Raw genomic sequence first — 18,412 nt, 5'->3', positions numbered from 1 at the left:
TCAATGTCCTTTGCTTGGCGTTGGGACGCCCGCGAGGTCGTCCAGAATGGGGCAGTCGGGGCGATCATTACCTGTGCAGCAATGCGCCAGATGCTTGAGGGTTTTGACCATGGCCTGCAACTCGTCGATCTTTGTTTCGAGCGCCATGATATGGCTGACCGCGACCTCTTTGACCTCGCCGCTGGCCCGGGACTTGTCCTGCCACAGGCTGAGCAGGGTCGCGGTCTCTTCGACTGAGAAGCCCAGCGTGCGGGACCGCTTGATAAAGCGCAGCACATGCACTTCATCGCTGCCATAGACCCGGTAATTGCTGTCAGTGCGATGCGGCGGGCGAATAAGGCCGATGGATTCGTAATAGCGGATCATCTTGGCCGAAACGCCCGAGGCGTTGGCAGCCTCGCCAATATTCATAGCGTCACCCCTTTCACCCCGCGCAGCCGCTGGGCATTGGAGACCACAAGGATTGACGACATCGCCATCGCGCCGGCACCCAGCATGGGTGAAAGCAGGATCCCGAACGCCGGATATAGCACGCCTGCGGCCACCGGAATGAGCAGCACATTGTAGCCGAACGCCCAGAACAGGTTCTCCCAGATGTTCTTCATGGTCGCCCGGCTGATCACCAGCGCATCAAGCACACCTTTGAGGTCGCCGCCGAGCAGCACCACGTCGGCGCTCTCGATTGCGGCATCGGTACCGGTGCCCACGGCAATGCCGATATCGGCTTCGGCCAGCGCAGGGGCGTCATTGATGCCATCGCCGACAAAGGCCACCGTGCCGAACTGGCGCAGCGATTTGATGGTGTCCACCTTGTCGGCGGGCAGCACTTCGGCGCGCACCTCATCAATGCCCAATTGACGGGCAATGGCTTCGGCCGTGCGGCGATTGTCGCCCGAGATCATCGCCACCTTAAGGCCTAGTTCGTGCAGCGCAGCGATCACGGCCTTGCTGGTGGGCTTGATGGTATCGGCGACCACAATGGCGGCGGCGAGTTTATCGTCGATGGCGGCAAACACCGGGGTCTTGCCTTCATCGGCCAGCTTCTCGATGGCCTGGGCGAAGTCGGAGAAATCGAGGTGCCCCAGATGGCGCTGCGAGCCAATCGCCACCAGTCGCCCATCGACGCGGGCGGTGACACCATTGCCAGCGTCCGAAGCGAATTCGGTGACGGCACCCAATGTCAGCCCGGCTTTTTCGGCAGCGGTCACGATGGCGGTGGCGATGGGATGCTCTGATCTGGCTTCGACAGCCGCGACCAGGGCCAGCACTTCATCATGCTCGAAATCATCATCGAGTATGATGTCGGTCAGGGCCGGCTTGCCTTCGGTCAGCGTGCCGGTCTTGTCCAAAGCCACCACAGACACATCGCGCAGACGCTGCAGCGCTTCGCTCTTGCGGAACAGCACGCCCATTTCGGCCGCGCGGCCCGTGCCCACCATGATCGAGGTCGGTGTGGCCAGCCCCATGGCGCAGGGGCAGGCAATGATCAGCACCGCCACGGCGTTGACCAGCCCAAAGACATAGGCGGGGTCTGGGCCCCACACCAGCCAGATCGCAAATGTCAGGATCGACAACGCAATCACGGCGGGCACAAACCAGGCCGTGATCTGGTCGACGACGCCCTGAATGGGCAGCTTGCCGCCCTGGGCTTCCTCGACCATGCGGATGATCTGCGACAGCATGGTGTCGCCACCCACCTTGGTGGCGCGGAAACTGAAGCTGCCCGAGGTGTTGAGCGTTCCGCCAACCACCTCGGCACCGACCGTCTTGGAGACGGGCAGGGGTTCGCCCGAAATCATCGATTCATCGATATGGCTGGCGCCCTCGGTGATCTCGCCATCCACGGCGATCTTTTCGCCGGGACGCACCACGATAATGTCGCCGACCTGTACCTGCTCGATGGCGATCTCGGTGATCTGCCCGTCGCGCTCGACGCGGGCGGTCTTGGCCTGCTCGCGCACCAGACGTTGAATGGCATTGCCGGTACGGCCCTTGGCGATGGCCTCAAGCAGGCGCCCGACCAGGATCAGCGTGACGATGACCGCAGCGGCTTCATAATAGACATACTGCGCCTGGCTCGGCAGCACCTGCGGCACGAACGTCGCGACCACCGAATAGAGATAGGCGGCGCCAGAGCCAAGCGCGACCAGCGAGTTCATCTCTGGCGCGCCGCGCAGCAGGGCGGGAATACCCACCTTGAAGAAGCGCCAGCCCGGCACGAACAGCACGAAGCTGGCCAGCACGAAATAGAAGATATGCAGTGTCGGTGTGGGGATCAGGGCGGTCAGCCACATGTGGAAGGGCATGTAAAGATGCCCACCCATTTCCAGCGCGAACAGCGGCAGCGTCGGAATGGCCGCCAGTATCACGTCACGCCGCAGGATGGCGGCGTCTTCATCGTGATGCTGATGCCCGGAATGCGCGCTGGCTTGGGGCGTTTCATGGCCGGTATAGCCAGCCTTCTCGACCGCGGCGAGCAGGGCGGCCACATTGCTCGTATCGGCCATCCGCACACTGGCGCGCTCGGTGGCAAAGTTCACGCTGGCGCTTTCGACACCGGGAACCTTGCTGAGCGCCTTTTCCACCCGCATCACGCAGGAGGCGCAGGTCATGCCGTCAATATCAATGCTAATGGGTTTGTTGTGGACGTGTTCGTTCATTTCAATCACCTCGTCCTCAGCCATATAGACCTTCCCATCATGGTAAGGTCAAGACCCGTGTCGCGATGATCTAAGTGAGCTGTCCGCCGCGCATGGTCAGCACCCGGTCCACCGTGCCTTCGGGGATGCCGGCATGGGTCACAAGGATCACCGTGCGCCCGGTGGCAGCCTTGCGCAAGGTATCAAAGAACGCGACCTCTGCGGTACGATCCAGACCGGTGGTGGGCTCATCAAGCAGCAGGATGGGCGCAGGGCTGAGCAGGGTGCGGGCAAGGCATAACCGCCGTCCCTGACCCGCCGAAACCGTCCGGCCAGCTTCGCCCACCAGCGTATCGAGGCCCTTGGGCAAAGCGCGCACGAAATCGCCAATGCCGGCGGCGTCCAGCGCCGCCCACAGGGCATCTTCACTGGCATCGGGACGGGCGATCAGCAGATTGGCACTAATAGTGTCGTTGAACAGCGGGCTGTCCTGACTGAGCAGGGCCATGCTGGTCTGCAGATCGCACAGGGCCAGCGCGGGCAGGTCGACGCCGCCCAGGGTGATACTGCCCGATTGCGGTTCGGCCAGTCGCAGCAAGAGGTTGAGCAGGCTGGATTTGCCAATGCCGCTGGGACCCACAATGGCCACATGCTCGCCCGGCGCAACGCTGAGCTCGAGATCATTCAGCACCGGCGCGCCGCCATCATAGGCAAAGCGCACCTTGTCCAGAGTGATCGCTAGATTGTCGGGCAGGGCGATGGGGCTGGCCGGATCGACGATCTCGATTGGGGCATCGGCAATTGCTGTCAGCCGTTCGGCGGCGGCCATGGCGGTGGTCAGCTTGGTGACGCTGCGCACAATGACGCTGCTGGCCTCAAAGCTGGCCAGAATGGCGAGCAGCAGGCCGACCAGTACCGGGCCGTCAATCTGCTCGGCCGCGAAGGCCTCCAGGCCCAGCCAGAGCGATCCGGCCAGCGCAATGGCCGCCAGTGCCTGCACGCCAAAGGCGGCAAACCCGCTCAGTGTGGCAAGGCGCCCGCGCGCCTCGGACAGGGCTGTTGCGGTCTCTGAAAAGCGCGCCTGAGTGTCGCCCAGCGCCCCGAACAGCGTGAGATCGGCATGGCCCTCAATACCATCGAGTATCGCGGCACGCGCCGCAGCGGCACGCATCACAATCGCCGAGCCTGCCTTGCGGCTGGTCAGCACCAGACCGGCGGGCACCAGCAGCACCGCCATGCCAAAGCTCAGGCCATAGACTACAGCTGCTGCAGGCAGCAGGAACGCCAGAATGCTTGTCAGAACGGTGCCGATCACCACAGCGGCAGTAATCGGGCCGATGGCGACCAGAAAGGCGGTGTCGAGCGCGTCGACATCGGCGGTCAGCCGGCTGACCAGATCGCCATGGCGCATATGGCGATCATTAAGAGGCAGGCGTGGAAACAGCCGCCCGAACAACCAGCCCCGAATATCAGCCAGCAGGCGCAACGTCGCGTCATGGCCGCTCAGGCGTTCGCCATAGCGTGCCAGAATACGCACGAAGGAAAAGCCGCGCACCATGGCTGACGGCACAAAGAGGTTGAACGCCAGGCCTGCACTGGTCAGGGCCGTTGCAGTGATGAACCAGCCCGACGTGCCCAGCAGCGCCACGCCGGAGGCCAGCGCCACCAGCGAGAGCAGCAGGGCGATCAACAGACCTTTGGCCTGACGGGCAAACAGCCCCCGAAAAGCGAGCAGCGCGTTCATGCAACACTCCTGACACTGGCGGCGGAAACCGGGGTGGCCAGCAGTTCCGCCCCGGCAATGCGATAGGCATGGTGCATGCGCTTGGCGACGGCCTGCGAATGGGTGGCAATGATCAGCGTGCGACCGTGCGCAAAGTCGAGCAGGGCATCAAGCACGGCCTGTTCGAGTTCTGCGTCAAGATGCGCGGTCGGCTCATCGAGCAGGATCAGGCCGGGATCGCGCAGGAAGATGCGCGCCAGGGCGATGCGCTGGGTCTGTCCACCTGAAAGACCAAGCCCGCCTTCACCCAAAAGCGTATCGAGCCCTTCGGGCAAGGCATCGGCAAACCCGGCGGCCTGAGCACGCTCGGCAGCACTGCGAATCTGCGCGGGCGTCGCATCCGGGCGCGCCATGGCAATATTGTCCGCCATGCTGCCCGCAAAAATCCGGGGCTTCTGGCCCAGCATGGCGACGCTGTGGCGCAGTTCGGCTTCATCCCAGTCTTCCAGGGGCTGATCACCCAGCGTGATGGCACCGCCATGCGGGCGCATCCGGGCAATGGCTTCGAGCAAGCTCGATTTGCCAATGCCACTCTGGCCGACAATGGCGACATGCTCGCCTGCTTTGATGTTCAGCCCCGTCTCATGCAGGATTACGCGGGCATTGTCGGGCGTGCGCAGGGTGAGCTTGTCCAGCCGCAATGCCATTGCATCCGGCGATGCTGACGGTTCGGCGTGGCCGAGCGGGACGATCTCTGCGGGCAGGGCGCCGAGCTGGGCCTGGATTTCGCCAATGGCCGACTTGGCCGAGGCCCGGTCGTGATAATGCGCTGCCAGCAGACGCAGCGGATTGTAGACTTCCGGCGCCATCAGCAGCAGGAACAGGCCCAGCTCAAGCGTCAGTGGTGTGCTGCGCAGGTGCAGGAAATCGATGAAGGTCAGCCCGACATAAAGCGCGATGCCTGCTACGCCCAGCGCAGCGAAGAATTCCAGCACGGCCGAGGACAGGAAAGCGATACGCAGCACACGCAGCGTGCGGTGACGCAATTCGTCGCTCGCAGCCACAATGCCAGCCGTCTCGGCTTCGGCACGACCGAACAGTTTCAGTGTGGTGAGCCCCCGCAGGCGGTCGGCAAAGCGACCATTGAGCAGGGACAGCGCACGGGCTTGCCGGTCGGTGGCATATTGCGCGCCCCAGCCCACCAGCGCCATGAATACCGGGATGAGTGGTGCGGTGACGAGAAACAGCAGGCCCGCCAGCCAGTCGAGCGGCAGGATAATGGCGCCAAAGGCCAGCGGCAGCAGGCTCGCCTGCACCATGGCGGGCACGTAGCGGGCAAAGAACCCATCCAGCGCCTCGACCTGATCAATCATCGCCGAAGACGCTGCGCCCGAATGGGGCTGATCAGCGGCACGGGGCGAGCGGGACAGCAATTGGGCAAACAGCGCTTGCCGCAGATTGGTCTTGATGGCCTCGGACGCGGCCGTGCCGGCCCGATCGCCGATCGCGGCCAGCGCGGCGCGGGTCAGCAACAGCCCAAAGATCAGTACGATGCCGGGCGTCATCGCCGCGATGACAGCGCCATTCTCCACCACGCCGCCAACAATGCCTGCCAGGGTCCACGCCTGAACCACCAGCAACACGCCGCCCAGCAGTGGCGCCGCAATCGCCAGCCACAGCCACGGCCCGCCGAAACGGCGCAAGCCGGACAAAGTCTTGGCGTTCTGACGGTCCGGGCTGGTCACGGTGGGCTGGCCTTGAGGTGGGATGGGGGCGGCGGGGGAGGTCGACGTCTTGGGCATGGGCGCACCCTATATTGAGCGGTCGAACGCACATTGATTTAGGTCAATGCGGGCGCGAGCGCGGACAGGCAAATAGCTTCTAATCGGTTGCGACTCGGCGCGCCGACAAGCGTAGAGGCAATATCGCTATGATCGACATGACTGTCGTTGAGCTGTCGCGGTGGCAATTTGCCGCCACCGCCATGTATCACTTCCTATTCGTGCCGCTCACCCTGGGGCTGTCTTTCATGATGGCCATCATGGAGAGCACCTATGTGATGACCGGGCGCGAAATCTGGCGCAAGGCGACCCTGTTCTGGGGCACCCTGTTTGGCGTCAACTTCGCCATGGGCGTTGCCACCGGCATCGTCATGGAATTCCAGTTCGGCATGAACTGGAGCTATTACAGCCATTATGTCGGCGACGTGTTTGGGGCGCCGCTGGCCATCGAGGGCCTGATGGCCTTCTTCCTCGAAGCTACCTTTATCGGCCTGTTCTTCTTCGGCTGGGATCGCCTGAGCAAGGTGGGCCATCTGACGGTGACCTGGCTGACGGCGCTGGGCGCCAATTTCTCCGCACTCTGGATCCTGATCGCCAATGGCTGGATGCAGAACCCGGTCGGCGCCAAGTTCAATCCCGACACCATGCGCATGGAAGTCACCGACTTCATCGCCGTGATCTTCAACCAGGTGGCGCAGGCCAAGTTCGTGCACACCGTCAGCGCCGGCTATGTCTGCGGCGCCGTGTTCATCTTCGCCATTTCCGCGCTGTTCCTGCTCCAGGGCAAGCATATCGAACTGGCCAAGCGTTCCATGGTTGTTGCCGCCAGTTTCGGTCTGGCCTCAGCCCTGTCCGTGGTCGTGCTAGGTGACGAGAGCGGCTATGTCGCCACCGAACACCAGCAGATGAAGATCGCCGCCATGGAGGCGATGTATCACACCGAGCCGGCCCCGGCCGCGCTGACCCTGTTCGCCATTCCCAGCGATTTGCCCGGCGAACCGGCATTCCAGGTGCAACTGCCCTGGGTGTTGGGCCTGATCACCACCCGCTCGATCGATCGCGATCTGCCCGGCATCACCGAGCTGACCGAGCACGCCGCGATTCGCGTCCAGTCCGGTATCGTGGCCTACAAGGCCCTGCAGGAAATTCGCGCTGACGGCACCAATACCGCCGCCCGGGCGACCTTTGACGAACATTGGGCCGATCTGGGCTATGGCCTGCTGCTCAAGAAGTATCGCGAGGATGTCGAGAACGCCACGGGTGAGGAAATCACCATGGCAGCGCTCGATACCGTGCCTGATGTGTGGCCGCTCTTCTGGAGCTTCCGCGTCATGGTCGCTATCGGCTTCTTCTTCATCGCCTTCTTTGGAGTCTGGTTCTACCGCGCATCGCGTGGCTGGCTCGACACCAGCCGGCCCATGCTGTGGATCGCCTTTGCGACACTGCCGCTGCCTTGGCTGGCAATCGAAGCGGGCTGGCTGATCGCCGAATATGGTCGGCAGCCCTGGGCGGTCGAAGGCGTTCTGCCCACCTTCTACGCGGCCTCAGGCCTGCACTTCTGGGATCTGGTGATCTCGCTCACCTTCTATGTGGCACTCTATACCGTGCTGCTGGTCATCATGGTCATGCTGATGCTCAAGATCATCAAGGCCGGGCCACAGGACAAGCTGTTTGCCGCTGCCGATGAAGGCGAGGACGCCGACTTTGTCGTCGCCGCCCTGCCTGCCACTCCCGCCAACAAGGAACTCGGATCATGAGCACCATTCCGCTCGACTACGAAACGCTGCGCCTCATCTGGTGGGCATTGCTGGGCATCCTGCTGATCGGCTTCGCCGTGATGGGAGGGCGTGACCTGGGCGTGGGAACCTTGCTGCCCTTCGTCGCCCGCACCGACGCCGAACGCCGTGTACTGATCAATGTGATCGGCCCGACCTGGGAAGGCAATCAGGTGTGGCTGGTGCTGGGTGGCGGCGCCATCTTTGCCGCCTTCCCCCCCCTCTATGCCGTCAGCTTCTCGGGCTTTTACCTGGCCATGATCGTGATCCTGCTGGCGCTGATCCTGCGCCCGGTGGGCTTCAAGTTTCGCGGCAAGGTTGCCGATACACGCTGGCGCTCGGCCTGGGACTGGGCCCTGTTTGTCGGCGGCTTTGTGCCGTCGCTGATCATGGGCGTGGCCGTGGGTAACGTCCTGCTCGGGGCGCCCTTTTATCTCGACGATACGCTGCGCGCCTTCTACACCGGCAATTTCTTCCAACTGCTGATGCCATTCGCCTTGCTTGCCGGGCTGGTCAGCGTGGGCATGATCGTGCTGCAGGGTGCCGTGTTGATTACCGGACGGACCACGGGTGTGCTGGCGGATCGGGCCCGCACATACGGGACGTGGGCGGGACTGGCGACCATCATGCTGTTTGCGCTGGGTGGCGTCTGGGTGGCCTTCGGCATGGACGGCTATGCCATCACCAGCATTGTCGACACCAATGGCGCCATCAACCCGCTGGGCAAAACAGTCGCGCTGGTCCCGGGTGGCTGGATGACCAATTATGGTCTCTATCCCTGGATGATCGCGGCGCCGGTGCTGGGCTTTGTGGGCCTGGTGGCAGCGGTTCTCGGGCTGCAGGCACGGCTGCGCATTCCAACCCTTGTGGCCTCGAGCATGGCCATCTTTGGTATCATCTCGACGGCAGGACTGTCGCTGTTCCCCTTCCTGCTGCCGTCCTCGACGGTGCCAGAGTCCGGGCTGACATTGTGGGATGCCTCTTCAAGCCACCTCACCCTGTTCATCATGCTGCTGGCGACGGTGATCTTCCTGCCCATCATTCTGGCCTACACCGCCTGGGTGTTCCGCGTCATGCGCGGGGATGTCACCACACGGTCGCTCGAAAAGAACCCCAACGCCTACTAGGAGACGAACATGTGGTATTTCTCGTGGATTCTGGGCGTCGGGCTGGCCTGCAGCTTCGCCATTCTCAACGCAATGTGGTTCGAAATGCGCGAAGATCGCCGTCATGCGCAGGAGAGCCGCTCCGCCACCAAGCGATGAGTGCATAACGGGCAATTAACTGGTTAAGCAAAGCTTAAGGCGGGCGTCGCTGCAGTGGCGCCCATTTTGCTTATGTATATCAAATGGTTGGCCCGAAACGGGCGTGGTAGACTCGGCGGGGCAGCTAAACCCAATATGAACGAACTGCCTCTTTAATTTGCATCCAGTGCATAACGGATGTGCACAAAGTCCACCTACTAATCACGACTGGCTGAGTATAGATATTGGTCATCGAAACGAAGGGGAACCGAAAATGAACATCCGCCAGAAGCTCAACCAGTTTGCTCAGTACCAGCGCACCATGCGCGAGCTCAATGCACTCGACGCTCGTCAGCTCAACGATCTGGGCATCACTCGCGGCGACATCAAGAACATCGCCCGCGGCAACTACGCTCGTTAATCGAGCCTGCCGACACTAGACTTGAGATGAAGGCGTCCGATCGGGCGCCTTTTGTCTGTCTGGGGTTCCGTTTCTAACGGATCAGGTCGACGGCCTTGCCGCCCAGTGCTGCCACGAGGTCATCAGGCTTCATGCGGATCTGCAGGCCGCGCTGTCCGCCATTGAGGAAGATCGCATCTTCCAGTGTCGCCAGTTCCTCGACCGCCGTGGGCACCTGCTTCTTCTGCCCGAACGGGCTGATCCCGCCCACCTTATAGCCGGTCAGCCGCTCGGCGTCGGCCGGCTTCATCATATGCGCCGACTTGCCACCAAAAGCTGCGGCAAGCTTTTTCATATTCACCTCGGCATCCGAGGGCACCACCACGCAGACCGGCTTGCCATCCACCTCGGCCATCAGCGTCTTGAGCACGATGGATGCCGAGACCCCCATGGCCTCAGCGGCCTGCAAACCAACGCGGTCCGCATCGGGATCATAATCATAGGTCGCCGTGTCGAAGGCGACATTGGCTTTGATCAGCGCCAGTGTGGCAGGTGTGGTCTTGGACATGGCCCTGTTTTAGCGCAGCCATAGCGCCGGGCAAGCCCCTCTCAGGCGCCAAATATAGCCCGGTCCCGCGCGACGATCTCGGCAAGAAACTCGGCCACCAGCGCAACGCGACGGATCGCCCGCAAATCCTCATGCACTACGGTCCAATAACTGCGGGTAAGGGTGTGGGCGGGCAGCACGGGCACAAGGTTTGCGTCGCGCTGCGCCATGAAGGCGTGCAGAATGCCGATGCCCGCGCCAGCCCGCACCGCCTCGGTCTGGCCCATGGCCGACGAAATCGCCAGGGTCGACCCCCATCCCTTGAGAAATTCAGCGGTGTAGTCGAGCGAGGCGGTAAAGATCAGATCGTCGACATAGCCAACCAGCCGGTGCTGGGCGAGGGCGGCCAGATCGGCCGGTGTGCCCTGCTGATCGAGATAGGTCTGGCTGGCATAAAGCCCGAGCCGATAGTCGGTCAGCTTGCGCGCCACCAGTCGCCCCTCGCGTGGGCGCTCCAGGGTCACCGCAATATCGGCCTCGCGCCGCGACAGCGAGAAGGCGCGTGGTACCGGCACCAGTTCCACCCGCAGGCCCTTGTGCCGCTCGATGAGTTCGCCCAGTCGGGGCGCCAGGAACGCCACGCCGAACCCGTCGGGCGCGCCGACGCGCACTGTCCCGTCAATAAGACTGTCCGCACCGGCCGACTCGCTGGCCGCCAGCATGGCGCTTTCCATTCGCTCGGCATGCTGCAGAAAGCCTTCGCCGGCGCTGGACAGTTCCGAGCCATTGGTCTTGCGGGTGAATAGAGTGCTGCCCAGCGCCTGTTCCAGCGCGGTCAGGCGGCGCGCCACGGTGGCGTGGTTGAGCCCCAGGCTGCGCGCGGCCCCCAATATCTGGCCATTGCGGGCGACCGCCAGGAAGATACGAACGTCGTCCCAGTTCATTGGGCTATACTTTCTGCACAACAGATACGAAATCTATCGCGTTGCGATGCGATAAACGTAGCGCCATACCTTTGTTCAAACAAGGGAGACCGACATGCGCACCATTGGCCATTTCATCGACGGCGTCGAAACCACCGGCAACAGCGCCGAATATCAGGACGTGTTCAACCCCGCGACAGGTGAAGTTCAGGCCCGCGTAGCGCTGGCGACCCAGGCTGATCTGGACGCTGCCGTGGCATCGGCCGCGCAGGCTCAGCCCAAATGGGCCGCGACCAACCCGCAGCGTCGGGCCCGGATGTTCTTCAACTTCGTGGCGCTGATCAATCGCGACATGCAGGAACTGGCCGAACTGCTCAGCCTCGAGCATGGCAAGACCGTCGAGGACGCCAAGGGCGACATTCAGCGCGGCATGGAAGTGTCCGAGTTTGTCGCCGGTGCCCCGCATTTGCTCAAGGGCGAATTTACCGATGGGGCCGGGCCGGGAATCGACATGTATTCCATGCGCCAGCCGGTCGGTATTGGCGCGGGCATCACCCCGTTCAACTTCCCGGCCATGATCCCGCTCTGGATGCTCTCGCCCGCCATCGCTGCGGGTAATGCCTTCATCCTAAAACCATCCGAGCGTGATCCATCCGTGCCGGTCAAGCTGGCGCAGCTGGCCATTGAAGCAGGGCTGCCCAAGGGCATTCTCAATGTCGTGCATGGCGGCAAGGCGGTCGTCGACGGCATCCTGCATCATGACCAGATTGGTGCCGTCAGCTTTGTCGGCTCGACCCCGATCGCCCGCTACGTCTACGCGACAGCGGCCGCTGAAGGCAAGCGCGTGCAGGCTTTTGGTGGCGCCAAGAACCACATGATCATCATGCCCGACGCCGATATGGAAAAGGCAGCCGATGCGCTGATGGGTGCTGGCTATGGATCGGCCGGCGAGCGCTGCATGGCCGTCTCGGTGGCCGTGCCGGTGGGTGACGAAACTGCTGACAAGATCATCGCCGCACTCAAGCCGCGCCTCGACAAGCTCAAGGTTGGTCCCGCCACCGATCCGGCCAGCGAAATGGGCCCGGTCATCACCCAGGCCTCCAAGGACCGCATCGCAGCGCTGGTCGAGAGCGGCATTGCCCAGGGCGCGACCCTGGCCGTCGATGGCCGTGGCTTCACGCTGCAGGGCTACGAGAATGGCTATTTCGTCGGACCATCGCTGTTCGACAATGTCACGGCCGAGATGGATATCTACAAGGAAGAGATCTTTGGGCCTGTGCTCTCGGTGGTGCGATCAAAGACCTATGAGGACGCGCTCAAACTGACCATGGACAACCCCTATGGCAATGGCACCGCGATCTTCACCCGCGATGGTGACGCCGCGCGCGACTTTGCCGCCCGGGTCAATGTCGGCATGGTGGGTATCAATGTCCCTGTGCCGGTGCCACTCGCCTATCACAGCTTTGGCGGCTGGAAGGCCAGCGCCTTTGGCGATCTCAACCAGCACGGCACTGACGCCATCAAGTTCTGGACCCAGACCAAGACCGTAACGGCCCGCTGGCCCTCGGGCATCAAGGACGGTGCCGAGTTCCAGATGCCAACGATGAAGTGAGCCTGACGTCTACTCCTTTGGCACACCATGCCGCTTGCTCTGCGCCACACCTCCCCCTTGATGGGGAGGCCCGGAGGGGTGACGCCGCAAGTACAGCGCTTGCCGGTCCCGGTCACGGAATTTGCGAAGATCCAAGTCCTGTCTCGCTTCCCTCCCACAAGGGAGGGTGAATCCGGTGGGAAGGCAGAAGCCATGAAAAAACCCGGCGCTTGCGCGCCGGGCCAGTTGGTCTTCATCAGGAGAAGGAAAGAAGCGTCAAACAATGCCGCTTGAGCCCGCTTCGATGGCCGGGCGGACCTCGGAAACCTTGGCGCGATAGCCCGAGGCGCGGTAGGTGCCCAGCAGGTCAATGGCGCCGCCATTTTCCAGCCGAGCCATGGCCAGGATCGGCTCGACATCGGTGCGATAGGCCTGGCGCAGGGCTTCCGTTGCCACCAGCGCGTCATTGCCACTCTGGGCTGCGGCCAGCGTCTTGCGATCCACCAGCAGCGCCTGCGCATAGGCGCGCTGCACATCGGCGGCCGACAGCATCAGCGACTCAATCGGGTCGGTGACATTGTGCGACTGATCCAGCATGTGGGCCGGATGGAAGTTGGCATCCTTGCCTTCAATATCGACCAGCTCGTTGAACACCAGGAACAGGCGATACGGATCGATCGAGCCGGCGTCCAGATCATCGTCGCCATATTTGGAATCGTTGAAGTGGAAGCCACCCAGCTTGCCGAACTGGGCCAGCCGGGACACGATCATCTCGATATTGACGTTGGGCGCGTGGTGGCCCAGATCGACCAGGCAATAGGCCTTGTCGCCCAGCTCCTTGGCGATCAGGTAATTGGTGCCCCAATCCTGCACGACCGTGGAATAGAAGGCCGGCTCATACATCTTGTGTTCGGTATAGATGCGCCAGTCATCGGGCAGGCCTGGATAGATGGCCTTCATCGAATCCAGATAGTGGGCGAACTGATCGGCGAAATTGACCTGGCCGGGGAAGTTCGAGCCGTCACCGATCCATACGGTGAGCGCCTTTGAGCCCAGCGTCTTGCCGATCTCGATGCATTCCAGATTGTGTTCGATGGCCTGCTGGCGCGTGCCCTTGTCAGCATGGCTGAGCGAGCCGAACTTGTAGCTCTGCAACTGGCCCTTGGCATCGGCGAAGGTGTTGGAATTCATCGCATCAAATCCCAGACCAAAACGCGATGCGGCCTGCTTGAGGCGGTTGGCGTCGGCCTTGTCCCACGGAATATGCAGCGAAACGGTATTGGTGGCCTGCGTCAGCTGCGCGATGACGGCGCAGTCGTCGATCTTGTCGAAGATATCGCGTGGCTCGCCCAGACCCGGGAAGCGGGCAAAGCGGGTGCCGCCCGTGCCCACACCCCATGAAGGGACGGCCACGTTAAAGCCGGCAACCTTGGCCTTGATGGTGTCGATGGCAATGCCGCGACGGTCGAGCCGTTCGCCCAGCGTGTCATAATCGACATTGAGATCAGCCAGACGGCGGGCGTTCTCGGCTTCGACGACGGTTGGATCGATAATGGTATCGGTCATGTTAGGGCTCCTCCCCAAAATCGTGGCTCTCAACCCCCACCCTCGATCCCTCCCCCTTGTGGGGAGGGAATGAGGGTGGGGGGCAACTAGCCGATGTACTTATCGTGTGAACGACTGGGCGTTGCCTGCGTCCACATTGATGATGTTGCCGGTCGACTTGGCCGAGGCATCCGAAGCAAAGAAATAGATCGCTTCAGCGATATCCTCGGGGAACACCGAACGCTTGAGCATGGAACGCTCGCGATACATTTCCTCGAGACCATCCTTGTCAGTCTTGTAGGTCGATGCGCGCTGTTCAAGCCATTCGCCGGCCCAGATTTTCGAGCCGCGCAGCACGGCGTCGGGATTGACCACGTTGACGCGGATCTGCTCGCCAGCGCCTTCCAGCGCCAGGCAACGGGCCAGATGGATTTCAGCAGCCTTGGCGGTGCAATAGGCCGAGGCGTTGGGCGAGGCGGCGAGACCGTTCTTGGAGGCCACAAACACCACATTGCCGCCGATCTTCTGGGCGCGGAACAGGCGGAACGCTTCGCGGGAAACCAGGAAATAGCCCGTGGACAGGATGTCCATGTTCTTGTTCCAAAGCTCAAGCGTGGTCTCTTCGATTGGCGCAGAAGAGGCCAGACCCGCATTGGACACCAGAATGTCCAGACCGCCGAATTCGACCACCGCATTGGCGAAGCCGGCAATGACCTGCTCTTCGCGCGTTACGTTGATATTGACCGGGCGAACGACGTCCTTGCCGAACACACCCGTGAGTTCCTCGGTGGCATTTACCAGCGCGGTCTCATCGATATCGGCCAGCACCACGCAGGCGCCTTCACGCAGCAGACGCACGGCAGTGGCCTTGCCGATACCGCCGGCACCACCGGTCACCACGGCAATCTTGCCGGCCAGCGACTTTGGCTTGGGCATACGGGCCAGCTTGGCCTCTTCAAGCAGCCAGTATTCGATGTCGAAGGCTTCCTGCTCAGGCAGGCCGACATAGGTCGACACCGTCGAGGCGCCGCGCATCACATTGATGGCGTTGACGTAGAACTCACCCGAAATGCGGGCGGTCGCCTTGTCCTTGGCAAAGGTGAACATGCCCACGCCCGGCATCAGGTAAACGACAGCGTTCGGATCGCGCACGGCTGGTGAATTGTCGTGCTTGCAGCGGTCGTAATAGGCTTGGTAGTCGACGCGATAGGCGGCGATGTCCTCGGGGATCTTGGCAACCACGGCGTCGACATCGGGATTGGCGGGATCAAACTCGATCACCAGCGGCCGAATCTTGGTGCGCAGGAAGTGGTCAGGGCAGGATGTGCCCAGCGCGGCCAGCGGTCGCAGATTGTTGGAATTGACGAATTCGAGCACAGCCGGGCTGTCATCGAAATGGCCCAGCTTATGGCTGTCTTCCGAGATCAGGCCACGAATTTTCGGCATCAGCTTGGCGGCAATGGCGCGGCGCGCATCGGCGTCCAGCGACTTGACGGCTTCACCACCAAAAATGGTCTTGCCTTCGGTCTGGGTCTCGAACCACTCAATGGCCTGATTGATAATCAGAAGCGTGGTTTCGTAGCATTCCTTGGGCGTGTCGCCCCAGGTGAACAGGCCGTGGCTCTCCAGGATCACGCCCTTGGAATTGGGGTTCTCCTCGCAATATTTGCCCAGCCACAGGCCCAGCTCGAAGCCGGGCTTCTTCCAGGGCAGCCAGCCAATGGTGTCGCCAAAGATCTGCTGGGTCAATTCTCTGGAATTCTTGGAGGCAGCAATCGCGATGATCGCGTCCGGATGCATGTGGTCCACGTAAGCGTGGTTCACATAGGCATGCAGCGGGGTATCGATCGAGGCCGCGCGCGGGTTCAGATTGAACGTTGCGTGGGGCAAATAGCCCACCATCTCGTCTTCGAATTCAACGCCGCGATACAGACCCTTCAGCGCGCGCAGCTTGTCCATATAGAGGGTCGAGAACCCGTCGAGCTTGATTGAGGCGCTGTCGCCACCCGAGCCCTTGACCCAGAGCACTTCGACTTCTTCGCCGCTCAGCGGGTCTTTCTGGAAGATCTTGGAGGAGGTGTTGCCACCACCATAATTGGTCACACGCTTGTCGCTGCCCAGCAGGTTGGAGCGGTAGACGAGACGCTCGGGCTCGCTCATGGCGGCCGCCTTGGCATCATCCCAGAGATTGGCGAGGCGCTTTGGCGCGGTGGTGGACATGAGACTCCTCCCAGAGATTGGCTGTAATCAGGATTGGCCGGACATAGCCATGATCAATCACGCTCGTCAATCAGAAACAATCACAAGCAAGCATAAATGTTCGCGTATTTTCGAATTTGACGGTTTGATGATTGACAGTGATTGAATTCGATGGGAAGAAATGCGCCAGGGAGATAGCTGCATTGCACGAAACAGAACGCCACAGAGTGATCATTGCCGCCGTGCAGACGCGTGCCGTCGCCACGGTCGCTGATCTGTGTGAGGTCACCGGCTCGTCCGAAGCGACCATTCGCCGGGATATCGCGGCGTTGCATCTGCGCGGCGATGTGCGGCGCGTGCGCGGTGGTGCCGAGGCGGTCAATCCGCCTGAGCAGACCGCCTTGATGGGGCGCCCCTTTGCGGTCAATGAAACCATTAATATCGAGCAGAAGCGCGCCATTGCCCGCGCCGCCTCGGAACTGTGCAATGACGGCGAGCCGATCATCATCAATGGCGGCACCACCACTTACCAGATGGTGCATCACCTGACTTCGCGCCGGCTGTCGGTATTCACCAACAGCTTCGCAATCGCTGAATACCTCATCCACAACTCGCGCAATTCCGTCGTCATCCCCGGCGGCACGGTCTATCGCGAGCAGAACGTCATCCTGTCGCCCTTTGGCGGCGTGGTTGCCTCACATTTTTACGCCAAGCGCATGTTCATTGGCTGCCAGGGCATCGGCGAGCACGGATTGATGGAGGCCGATCCCATGGTCGTCCAGTCCGAGCTGGGCCTAATCGGGCAGGCCGACGAGCTGATCGTGCTGGCTGACTCTTCCAAGTTTTCGGGCAGATCGAGCCTCATTTTATGCGGCCTCGACCGAATAGCCGCCGTCGTCACCGACGCCGGCATCCGCGACGAAGACCGCCAAATGCTCGAAACGGCAGGCGTGCGGCTCATTGTGGCGGAAACGACTGCTCAGGCCGACAAGCAATCCACAGTCGCCTGAGACCAAAGACGACCACCATATTCCAGGGAGGAATACCAATGAAGTTCTTGAAAGTTCTGGCAGCCACCACCGCTGTCGCCGCGCTGCTCGCCAGCCCGGCCTTCGCCCAGACCCGCATCGCGCTGGTCGTGAAGTCGCTGGGCAACGGTTTCTTTGATGCCGCCAATAAGGGCGCACAGGAAGCTGCCGCTGAACTCGGTGACGTTGAAGTCATCTATACCGGCCCGACCTCGGCAACTGCCGAAGCCCAGATCGAAGTGATCAACTCGCTGATCGCACAGCAGGTCGACGCCATTGCCATCTCGGCCAACGATCCTGACGCCCTGGTGCCTGCGCTGCAGAAGGCCATGGAACGCGGCATCAAGGTGATCAGCTGGGACTCGGGTGTTGCGCCTGAAGGCCGTCAGTTGCACCTGAACCCATCGGAAACCAATCTGATCGGCGAAACCATCATCAAGCTGGCTGCTGACTATCTGCCAGACGGTGGTGATGTTGCCATTCTCTCGGCTGCATCCACTGCAACCAACCAGAACGCCTGGATCGACGCCGCCAAGGCTGCGCTGCCAGAGAAGTTTGCCAATATCAATCTCGTGGCAGTCGTCTATGGCGATGATGACTCGGTCAAGTCGACCGACGAAGCCAAGGGCCTGATCGCGTCCTATCCTGACCTCAAGGCCATCATTGCCCCAACCACTGTTGGTGTCGTGGCTGCCGCACAGGTCGTCACCGATCAGGATCTGATCGGCAAGGTGAACGTGACCGGCCTGGCACTGCCATCCGAGTTCAAGCAGTTCATCGACAATGGCGCTTCCCAGGCCGTTGCCCTGTGGAACCCGATCGATCTGGGCTACTCGGCAGTGATGCTGGCCAATGATCTGGTTGAAGGTGCTGAAGCCGGTCCCGGCGCAACCCTGTCAATGGGTCGCATGGGCGAGCTGACTCTGGACGATACTGCTTCGGGCGCCATGGCTGCCCCGTTCACATTCGATGCGTCCAACATCGAAGAATTCTCCAAGATCTATTGATCCTAGTATC

15 protein-coding genes are annotated in these 18,412 nt (G+C 61.8%); 7 read left to right on the top strand and 8 right to left on the bottom strand.

Annotated features, from left to right (window positions below; translation table 11 throughout):
* The 4 genes from cueR to cydD all read right to left on the bottom strand — a co-directional run bounded on the left by cueR (position 1) and on the right by cydD (position 6,164).
* On the bottom strand, positions 1 to 411 hold the full coding sequence (gene cueR, locus KD146_RS10925) for a Cu(I)-responsive transcriptional regulator (RefSeq protein WP_212658696.1): 411 nt from the start codon (positions 409 to 411) through the stop codon (positions 1 to 3).
* The gene (locus KD146_RS10920; RefSeq protein WP_427857085.1) at positions 408 to 2,660 is read right to left on the bottom strand and encodes a heavy metal translocating P-type ATPase; all 2,253 of its coding nucleotides are present in this window, start codon (positions 2,658 to 2,660) and stop codon (positions 408 to 410) included. The genes cueR and KD146_RS10920 overlap by 4 nt, the downstream gene beginning before the upstream one ends.
* 70 nt (positions 2,661 to 2,730) lie before the next feature.
* Positions 2,731 to 4,383 (bottom strand): thiol reductant ABC exporter subunit CydC, encoded by a 1,653-nt coding sequence (cydC, locus tag KD146_RS10915; RefSeq protein WP_212658695.1) that lies wholly within the window; start codon positions 4,381 to 4,383, stop codon positions 2,731 to 2,733.
* The gene (cydD, locus tag KD146_RS10910) at positions 4,380 to 6,164 is read right to left on the bottom strand and encodes a thiol reductant ABC exporter subunit CydD (RefSeq protein WP_212658694.1); all 1,785 of its coding nucleotides are present in this window, start codon (positions 6,162 to 6,164) and stop codon (positions 4,380 to 4,382) included. The genes cydC and cydD overlap by 4 nt, the downstream gene beginning before the upstream one ends.
* Positions 6,165 to 6,292: 128 nt before the next feature.
* Here cydD and KD146_RS10905 point away from each other — a divergent pair, with 128 nt between their 5' ends.
* The 4 genes from KD146_RS10905 (at position 6,293) to KD146_RS10890 (ending at position 9,583) form a co-directional block, all read left to right on the top strand.
* Positions 6,293 to 7,900 carry a cytochrome ubiquinol oxidase subunit I gene (locus KD146_RS10905; RefSeq protein ID WP_212658693.1) on the top strand — a complete coding sequence of 536 codons (1,608 nt, stop codon included), beginning with the start codon at positions 6,293 to 6,295 and terminating at the stop codon, positions 7,898 to 7,900.
* On the top strand, positions 7,897 to 9,045 hold the full coding sequence (cydB, locus tag KD146_RS10900; protein ID WP_212658692.1) for a cytochrome d ubiquinol oxidase subunit II: 1,149 nt from the start codon (positions 7,897 to 7,899) through the stop codon (positions 9,043 to 9,045). The genes KD146_RS10905 and cydB overlap by 4 nt, the downstream gene beginning before the upstream one ends.
* A 9-nt stretch (positions 9,046 to 9,054) precedes the next feature.
* On the top strand, positions 9,055 to 9,183 hold the full coding sequence (cydX, locus tag KD146_RS10895) for a cytochrome bd-I oxidase subunit CydX (protein WP_212658691.1): 129 nt from the start codon (positions 9,055 to 9,057) through the stop codon (positions 9,181 to 9,183).
* Between the two features lie 253 nt (positions 9,184 to 9,436).
* A complete protein-coding gene (locus KD146_RS10890; RefSeq protein WP_212658690.1) occupies positions 9,437 to 9,583 on the top strand; it encodes a DUF1127 domain-containing protein in 147 nt (48 codons plus the stop codon).
* A gap of 73 nt (positions 9,584 to 9,656) precedes the next feature.
* Here the strand turns inward: KD146_RS10890 and ybaK are convergent, their stop codons facing one another.
* A complete protein-coding gene (ybaK, locus tag KD146_RS10885) occupies positions 9,657 to 10,130 on the bottom strand; it encodes a Cys-tRNA(Pro) deacylase (protein ID WP_212658689.1) in 474 nt (157 codons plus the stop codon).
* 41 nt (positions 10,131 to 10,171) lie between these two features.
* On the bottom strand, positions 10,172 to 11,053 hold the full coding sequence (locus KD146_RS10880) for a LysR family transcriptional regulator (RefSeq protein ID WP_212658688.1): 882 nt from the start codon (positions 11,051 to 11,053) through the stop codon (positions 10,172 to 10,174).
* Positions 11,054 to 11,147: 94 nt separating this feature from the next.
* On the opposite strand from KD146_RS10880, the gene KD146_RS10875 reads away from it, so the two are divergent.
* Positions 11,148 to 12,644, top strand: coding sequence for a CoA-acylating methylmalonate-semialdehyde dehydrogenase (locus KD146_RS10875; protein ID WP_212658687.1), 1,497 nt, complete (start codon positions 11,148 to 11,150; stop codon positions 12,642 to 12,644).
* A gap of 255 nt (positions 12,645 to 12,899) precedes the next feature.
* Here KD146_RS10875 and rhaI read toward each other — a convergent pair whose 3' ends face one another.
* A complete protein-coding gene (gene rhaI, locus KD146_RS10870) occupies positions 12,900 to 14,189 on the bottom strand; it encodes an L-rhamnose catabolism isomerase (RefSeq protein WP_212658686.1) in 1,290 nt (429 codons plus the stop codon).
* A 99-nt stretch (positions 14,190 to 14,288) separates the two neighbouring features.
* Entirely contained in the window at positions 14,289 to 16,388 is a 2,100-nt protein-coding gene (locus KD146_RS10865) for a bifunctional rhamnulose-1-phosphate aldolase/short-chain dehydrogenase (RefSeq protein WP_212658685.1), read from the bottom strand.
* A 182-nt stretch (positions 16,389 to 16,570) separates the two neighbouring features.
* Between KD146_RS10865 and KD146_RS10860 the strand changes: the two genes are divergently transcribed.
* Positions 16,571 to 17,377: a DeoR/GlpR family DNA-binding transcription regulator gene (locus KD146_RS10860; protein WP_212658684.1), complete on the top strand. Its 807-nt coding sequence runs from the start codon at positions 16,571 to 16,573 to the stop codon at positions 17,375 to 17,377.
* Positions 17,378 to 17,415: 38 nt separating this feature from the next.
* Positions 17,416 to 18,402, top strand: a complete 987-nt coding sequence (gene rhaS / locus KD146_RS10855) for a rhamnose ABC transporter substrate-binding protein (RefSeq protein ID WP_212658683.1) — start codon at positions 17,416 to 17,418, stop codon at positions 18,400 to 18,402.
* Positions 18,403 to 18,412 lie beyond the last annotated feature (10 nt).

The sequence above is a fragment of the Devosia litorisediminis genome (genome assembly GCF_018334155.1).
In the GTDB taxonomy this organism is placed as follows: Bacteria; Pseudomonadota; Alphaproteobacteria; order Rhizobiales; family Devosiaceae; genus Devosia; species Devosia litorisediminis.
The sequence above is the reverse complement of the archived record's forward strand: the minus strand, read 5'-3'. Positions and strand labels throughout refer to the sequence as shown.